Raw genomic sequence first — 6,744 nt, 5'->3', positions numbered from 1 at the left:
GCCCCCCCCCGCGGCTCAGTGGTCGACCGTGACCTCGAAGCGCTCCGGGGCCGCGCCCTCGGCGGTGACGGTGAAGACGGCGGTGCCGGCCGCGTCGCCCGCCACGAGCCGGGGGCTCTGCGCGTAGCCCTGGGTGTCGGTGCGGACCTGCGCGGTGGCCTCGTCGCCTTCGAAGAGGGCCTGCTGGCTCATGGCATCCCAGCTGAACGTCACCGCGACGTCGGCCACGGGCGCGTGCCGCTGGCTGTCGACGATCCGGGCCTTGAGCGGGTGGGCGAACGTCTCGTGGGGACCGGCGTGCTGCCCGGTTCCCCCGGCCGGCTGGATGGCCCGCGCCCAGCCCCAGCCTGCTTCCGCACTCATACGGCCTCCTGACTCACACATCCCGCTGGTGGCAAGGCGCCCGGATCCATTCCCGGGAGACGTCGGTGATGCTAAACAAGCCGCCGCCGCATCCCCGCGCACGACCGCTTCGTTTCCGGGAAGTTCCTGCGGTGGGGTGACGGGTGCGGCGGCAGGCGGGGTGGCGGGTGGCGTGGCGGTGCGGAGCCGGGGGAGGGCCGTACGGCGGACGGCGGCGGCCGCGGTCAGGTGCGCAGGGTGGGTGAACTCCGCCGCAGCGCGGGGGAATTGGGGCCTTCGGCGAGGCGGTAGGCGTCGAGGCGGCGATCGATGCAGTCGATGACGGCCGGGATCACCGTGGTCATGCCGGGGCGCCAGCCGGGGACCGCGTTGACCTCGCAGACGGTGTGCTCGCCGGTGGCGGAGAAGAGCAGGTCCACGCCGGCGATGGTGAGGCCCAGGGACTGCGCGGCCCGGACGGCCAGGGCCTCGGCCTCTGGGTAGCGGCCCCGGCAGAGGGTGGCCGAGCCGCCGCGGGCGAGGTTCGAGGCGAGCGCGCCGTCGCGGGCGGTGCGCAGCTCGGCGGCGACGGCCTCCCCGTCGACGACGACCACCCGCAGGTCGCGCCCGTGCGAGGGGGCCACGTACTGCTGGAAGACGACGGGTACCTCGTCGGCGAGGCTGCCCGCCACGTCGCGCAGCATGGTCAGGTCGGGGGCGAGGAACACCCGCTTGCCGCCATGGCCGTTGGCGGACTTGACCACGCAGGGCGTGTCGAGACCGGGGGTCTGCACGACACCGTCCAGGGGGCTGGTGGTGTACGAGAGGGAGTTGGGCACGGGCAGGCCGGCCAGCGCCAGCTCCTGCAGCTGCCAGACCTTGTTCCGGCAGGTGAGGTGCGCTTCGAGGGGGTTGATGAGGGTGGCTCCCATGCGCTCCAGGTGCCGCAGGAGGGTCACCTCGCGGTCGTGGTGCATCGAGCCGGGCGTCTGGCGTACGCAGACGACCTTGGGGGCCGGCACCTCCTGCCCGCCCAGGGTGCGCAGGAACAGTCGCCCGTCCTGGACACCGAGGAGCAGCTCGCTGGTGTGCCAGACCGCGAACCGGGAGCCGTACGTCGCCGTCAGCGCGTCCGCCAGGGTCGCGGTGGTGCCGATCGGCCCGTACGGATGTGCGCGTACCAGCAGCCAGATGTCGAGCGGGGGCAGCGTCGGTGACTGGGCCATGAATCCGCCTCATCCCTTGCGGCATCGGGGATCGGGGACCGGTAGGTGAGTTCCCCTCAGGGCCGCACCCTACCCGGGGCCGCCACGGCGCCGCCGCCGTGCCGCGCGGCCCGGGGGCCGGCCCCGGGAGGCGGCGCCCAGAGGTACCGACAGGACATGATCCGAGCGCCGCGTCCCGTCACCTGGAGTCCCACCCGGGGTGCCTTCGGGCGAATACCCGCCCGCTCGCGTTCGGCCGCCGGTCCGCGGTGATATCAGACCTGGGGTAGGCGCGGAGGCGGGAGCCTGTCTCCGGGGCGGCGTCCCTTCGGGGCCGGCGGGAGGAGGTGGCGGCCCGTATGCGGAACCGATCCCGCCGGCAGCCGGAACCCGGGTCCGGCGATCGCGGCACCCCTGCCGCGCGGCGCGGACCGGGCGCCTCGCGCGGGGGCCGGGAGCGGAGCCGGAGCGTACGCGGATCGCGCCCGCCGGGCGGCAGGCCGGTCCGGCGCTCCGCGGAGGCGGCCGGCGTCCCCGCGGCGCTGCGCGTCGCCGCCGCGTACGCGTGGCGGCTCCTCGTCGTCGGTGCGGCCGTCTACGTCGTCTTCATGACGCTGGGGCGGTTCCATCTGGTGACGCTGGCGGTCTTCCTCGCGCTGGTGCTGACCGCCCTGCTGGAGCCGCTGACCAACTGGCTGACCCGCCGGATGCCGCGTGCGGCGGCGGTCACCGCCGGTCTGCTGCTCTCCGTCGTGCTTCTCTTCGGTGTACTGAGCCTGATCGGGGCGATTGTCGCCGAGGAGTGGCCGGGGCTGCGCGAGATCTTCTCCGGCGGTCTGACCAGGATCGAGCAGTGGCTCCAGGGCCCACCGTTCCATCTGCGGCCCGGGGCCCTCTCGCACCTCCAGTCGTGGGTCTCCCGATTCGTGGCGACCAACCGCGCCAACCTGATCAGCACCGCGGTGAGCGGCGTGGGCCGGCTGGCCGAGGTCCTGACGGTGGGTGCGCTGGCGCTGTTCTGCTCGATCTTCTTCCTGCATTCGGGCACCCGGATGTGGCAGTGGTTCGGCGGCCGGCTCCCGGAGCGTCGGCGGCACGCCGTACGGGCGGCGGGGCGTACCGCGTGGACGACGTTCACCGGCTACACCCGCGGCATCGTGATCATCGCCGCGACCAACGCCGTCCTCGTGGGACTGGCGCTCTTCGTCCTGCGGGTTCCCCTCGTCCTGCCCCTGGCGGTGCTGGAGTTCTTCGCCGCGTTCGTCCCGCTGATCGGCTCGCCGGTGGCGCTGGCGGTGGCCGCGGTCGTGGCGCTGGCCTCGCGGGGCCCGCTCGTGGCGATGCTCGTCGTCCTGCTGATCGTGGTCATCGGTCAGCTCGAAGGCCATGTGCTGCACCCGTTGGTGATGAGCCGGGCGGTGAGTCTGCATCCGGTCGTGGTGGCCCTCGCGGTCGTCTGCGGTGGCGTCACCGCCGGTGTGCTGGGGGCGGTAGTGGCGGTGCCGCTGGTCTCGGTCGTCTGGTCCGTCTACGGGGCCCTCTACGTCCCCCCGCTGCCACCGGCGGTGTGACGCGCGCAGCGGGCTCGCCGACGCATCCGCCGGACACCCGCCCTCCGGACGCGGAGCGGTCCGGTGGGCGCGTTCTCCCTAGCCGACCGGGGATCGTTCCTGCCGTGGGCGGCGCGCCGCGGCCAACCGCTCCCTCTCGACCACCTCGCGCCCGTACATCACCCGCAGGCTGACCACCGTGGTCGCGGCGAACGCCAGCATCCCGCAGCCGATGGCCACCCCCGCGGACAGCGCCGTCTGCCGGTCGAGTCCGGCGTAGCGTTGGAACAGCAGGCCCGCGGTGGCCGAGAGGACCGGGGCCAGGCACAGCGCGGCCAGGTGCAGCCGCCACTCCTCGCGCGCCCAGCTGTTGCCCGCCCGCCCCGCGCGCCGGGCGCGGACGGCCAGCACGGCATAGGTCACGGCGTACGGGAGCAGATACCCGAGCAGCAGCCGCTCACCGGTAACTCCCCACCCCAGGAAGGACCTTGCGATCCAGAGCAAAGCGAGGGCGCCGGCGAGATGCGCCGCGGCGAGTACCGGAACCGGCACCCACGTCCCGGTCACTCCCAAAACCGTCGTCCGCCGGTCCATCGCGCGGGAGCCGAGCAGCGCACCGAACACGACGATCGAGCCGAGGTGCATGATGGCGACCCGGTTGACGTCCTCCAGGGAGAGGCCGGGGAGGAGCGCCGGGAGGGCGCCCCACTCAAGTCGCAGCAGCGGCGCGGTCATCAGGTAGGCGTAGCAGAGCAGCATCCACCGCTGGTGCAGGTCGGGGAACTTGGCGACCGCCGCGACGATGCCGTAGGTGACGCTCATGACGGTGCCGACCAGGATGGTGGCGAGCACGATCCAGAACGCCGGCCCGCTGAAGGCGTCGCCGGGGGCGGTCCGTACGAGGTAGATCGCGGCGCCCGCCATCGACGCGTAGACGGTCAGCGCGAACACCACCCCTACGGCGCGGTGCAGCCGGATGCGCCGCCGTACGGCCGTCAGGAGCTGTACCGGCCCGAGCAGCATCAGCGCACCGCCCAGGGCCGAATGGACGATCATCGCGACCAGGCTGCGTCCGTACGGGCCGATGCGGGTCGCGAAGGCGTCGGCGACATAGCGGGGCGAGGTCGCGCGGGCCAGGATCCATTCGCCGATCGCCGGGGCGCCGCGGTGGGCGTACGGCCAGAGTTCGGTCATCGCGATCGGGGCGTAGCCCACGCAGACGGCGACCAGCGCGATCGTGGCCACGCGGCGCCGGCCGACCCTCCTCGGACGGTTCATGGCGGCCCCCTCGCTCGCTGCACCCGCGTCGATAGTCCTATCTGGACTATCGAGAAGGTAAGGGCGGCCCGCCGCGATGGTCAACGGTCATGCGACGGCTTCACGATGCGCGCTGTTCCACCCACTGCCAGAAATCGACCATCATCCGCTCATAGCGGATGCCGAATTCCAGCGCCTCACGCTGACCGCGGGTCAGCAACGCGCCCACGCTCTCCGCGAGTTGCTCGTACTCCGCGAGAGAGCGATGGTGCTCGGCGATCTGCACCGGCGAGTGCACCTCCGGCCGGGCGCCGAACCACAGCTTGAGGATGCCGCGTTCACGCGCCTCGACCGGTACGAAAGCCGGGTCGGCGAGCCACTCCTCCAGGGCCGCCCGGCCCGCCGCGGTCAGCTTCATCAGACGCCGGTTCCGCCCACCGGCCTGCCGGTCCTCCGACAGCAGGCCCGCCTCCACGAGCCGGTCGCACTGCGCATAGACCTGCGCGTGCGGCATCGACCAGAACGGGGCCACGGTCCGCGCGGCCTCGACCTTCACGTCGTACGGGCTGGCCTCGCCCAGTTTGTCGATGATGCCGAGCACGAGGAACGAGGGGGTGGTCAAGCGGGATTCAGCCATGCGGCGACGGTATCGCGGTGCGCGACGAGCGGCGGCGGTGAGCGGGTGCGGTGAGGCGGGCGGCCGGGTCGGGCTGCCCGTCACCCGGCTCGCCGGCCCGCAGCCTGGGCCGGGGTCGGGCGCTCCCCGATGGCGATGCCGGGCCCGAACGCGATCACTGGCTGCAACAGCAGGAGCGCGGCACCCACTTCGGCGCCAGCCGTGGCGGCGCGGCCGCGATCAGCAGCCACGCCAGTACCCGGCCCACAGCGTCGCCATCGCCTCCAACGGTCCCTCGGCGGCTGGACCGGGACCTTCACCCACCCCCGGCTGCGCGCGGCCATCGTCGACCCTCTCACTCTCAACGGCACCATCATCGAGACCGGGACCCACTGCTATCGACTCGCCAGCCCCCGAGACCGAGCCGAGAATCCTGCCAGGGCCGGCTGACGGCCCCGACTCGACGGCCTGCCGCGCCCAGACCCGCTCAGGCGAACTCGCTCAACGGTTCCGTGACCACTCCTTGCCACCGGTCTCGGTGGCCGTCGGCTTGCAGCCGGTAATAAAGGGTCTCCCGGCGCCCGTCACCGGATGAACCGGCATGGTCACCGATGTTGTGCGCGAGCAGGTAGTGAGCGAAGATCACGCTGCCGGCCGGGCCGGCTGCTTGCACCGGATCACCGAGTTCGATCTTCGGATACGGTCCGGGCGCCATGTCCTCAACTCGTGTGAGGGCATCTGCTCCCCGCTCGGCGAGGTACTGGCCAAACCTGAGGTGAGTACCAGGCCACAACCACAAGTTGCCCCGCCCGCGTGTCGTGTGATCAGTGAGCCACGCACCCGCGAGCAGCGTGAAAGTGCCCGGCGGACACGACCGACCACTGGCTTCCAGCCGAGACTGAAACCTCCAGCTGAGACTGAAACCTCCAGCTGAGCCGGGCCCGGAAGCACTGGGCGCCCTCACACAGAGCCGGACCTGTACCGCCCCGCCCGACATCGTGCCCAGGGTCGCCGGCTGTCCCCATTCCTCCTCAGACTCGGCCCAGGGCCACGAGGGTGCAACTTTGCCAGCCATTGGGGTGGGAAATCGGCGCGCCTGCGTGAAATCCGGCGTGCGGAGGTACTCATGTCGCGTCCGATTGCCCGCCGACCAGGAGAAACGCGATGCGTAGGTACATAGGCCGTTCGCTTGCCGCTGCGGCACTGGCCGCAGGGCTGGTCGCCCCGCTCGCCGGCCAGGCCCAGGGTGTCCCTCAAGGCCAGGCCGTGGGGGTGAGCGGTGACCACGGACGCGATCGGCGGCACGACGGGTGTGATCAGTGTCGCGGTGACGGTGACGGTGATGGCTTTGGCCTGGGCGGCGTCGACCCGAGGGGTGTCGGCGGAGATGACGGCGATCGCGGTGATGGCCTGCGGCATTACGGGTGCGACGAGTGCCGCGGTGACGGTGACGGTGATGGCTTGGGCGGCGTCGACCCGAGGGGTGTCGGCGGAGATGACGGCGAACGCGGTGACGGCCGGCGGCCCTACGGGTGCGACCAGTGCCGCGGCGACGACGATGGCCCTGGTCCGGGCGGCATCGACCCGGGGGGCGTCGGCGGAGATGACGGCGACCGGGATGGCTTCGGTCTGGATGACCCCGGCCTGTTTTACGGGGCCGGCTCCACGCTGTTCGGTCTGGGACCGTTCGGCGTGGACCCGTTCGACGTCGGTGGGTCCCTCTTCGATTGGTTCTGACCCTGGGAGGCGCGCGGCCGGTACCTGGGGCCGGGGG

7 protein-coding genes and 1 pseudogene are annotated in these 6,744 nt (G+C 72.3%); 3 read left to right on the top strand and 5 right to left on the bottom strand.

From position 1 onward, the window contains the following. Nucleotides 1–15: 15 nt before the first annotated feature. Together ACO1BR_RS33825 and ACO1BR_RS33820 are read right to left on the bottom strand one after the other, a co-directional pair. A complete protein-coding gene (locus ACO1BR_RS33825; RefSeq protein ID WP_426798919.1) occupies nucleotides 16–363 on the bottom strand; it encodes an Ig domain-containing protein in 348 nt (115 codons plus the stop codon). A gap of 224 nt (nucleotides 364–587) precedes the next feature. Then, nucleotides 588–1,568, bottom strand: coding sequence for an ATP-grasp domain-containing protein (locus tag ACO1BR_RS33820; RefSeq protein ID WP_426798918.1), 981 nt, complete (start codon nucleotides 1,566–1,568; stop codon nucleotides 588–590). A 338-nt stretch (nucleotides 1,569–1,906) separates the two neighbouring features. Here ACO1BR_RS33820 and ACO1BR_RS33815 point away from each other — a divergent pair, with 338 nt between their 5' ends. Continuing rightward, nucleotides 1,907–3,118: an AI-2E family transporter gene (locus tag ACO1BR_RS33815; protein ID WP_426798917.1), complete on the top strand. Its 1,212-nt coding sequence runs from the start codon at nucleotides 1,907–1,909 to the stop codon at nucleotides 3,116–3,118. Nucleotides 3,119–3,196: 78 nt separating this feature from the next. Here the strand turns inward: ACO1BR_RS33815 and ACO1BR_RS33810 are convergent, their stop codons facing one another. Both ACO1BR_RS33810 and ACO1BR_RS33805 read right to left on the bottom strand, forming a co-directional pair. Further along, on the bottom strand, nucleotides 3,197–4,375 hold the full coding sequence (locus ACO1BR_RS33810) for a DUF2306 domain-containing protein (RefSeq protein WP_426798916.1): 1,179 nt from the start codon (nucleotides 4,373–4,375) through the stop codon (nucleotides 3,197–3,199). A 100-nt stretch (nucleotides 4,376–4,475) separates the two neighbouring features. Next, nucleotides 4,476–4,991 (bottom strand): PadR family transcriptional regulator, encoded by a 516-nt coding sequence (locus ACO1BR_RS33805; protein ID WP_426798915.1) that lies wholly within the window; start codon nucleotides 4,989–4,991, stop codon nucleotides 4,476–4,478. A 244-nt stretch (nucleotides 4,992–5,235) separates the two neighbouring features. Here ACO1BR_RS33805 and ACO1BR_RS33800 point away from each other — a divergent pair. Continuing rightward, a pseudogene (locus ACO1BR_RS33800) lies at nucleotides 5,236–5,420 on the top strand (IS21-like element helper ATPase IstB); the annotation flags it as partial. A 37-nt stretch (nucleotides 5,421–5,457) separates the two neighbouring features. On the opposite strand, the gene ACO1BR_RS33795 reads toward ACO1BR_RS33800, so the two are convergent. Beyond that, nucleotides 5,458–5,685 (bottom strand): hypothetical protein, encoded by a 228-nt coding sequence (locus ACO1BR_RS33795; RefSeq protein ID WP_426798914.1) that lies wholly within the window; start codon nucleotides 5,683–5,685, stop codon nucleotides 5,458–5,460. A gap of 564 nt (nucleotides 5,686–6,249) precedes the next feature. On the opposite strand from ACO1BR_RS33795, the gene ACO1BR_RS33790 reads away from it, so the two are divergent. Further along, the coding region (locus tag ACO1BR_RS33790) for a hypothetical protein (RefSeq protein ID WP_426798913.1) at nucleotides 6,250–6,744 on the top strand (495 nt) is incomplete at its 3' end.

Source organism: Streptomyces sp. YGL11-2 (assembly GCF_050054615.1).
Taxonomy (GTDB): Bacteria; Actinomycetota; Actinomycetes; order Streptomycetales; family Streptomycetaceae; genus Streptomyces.
The sequence above is the reverse complement of the archived record's forward strand: the minus strand, read 5'-3'. Positions and strand labels throughout refer to the sequence as shown.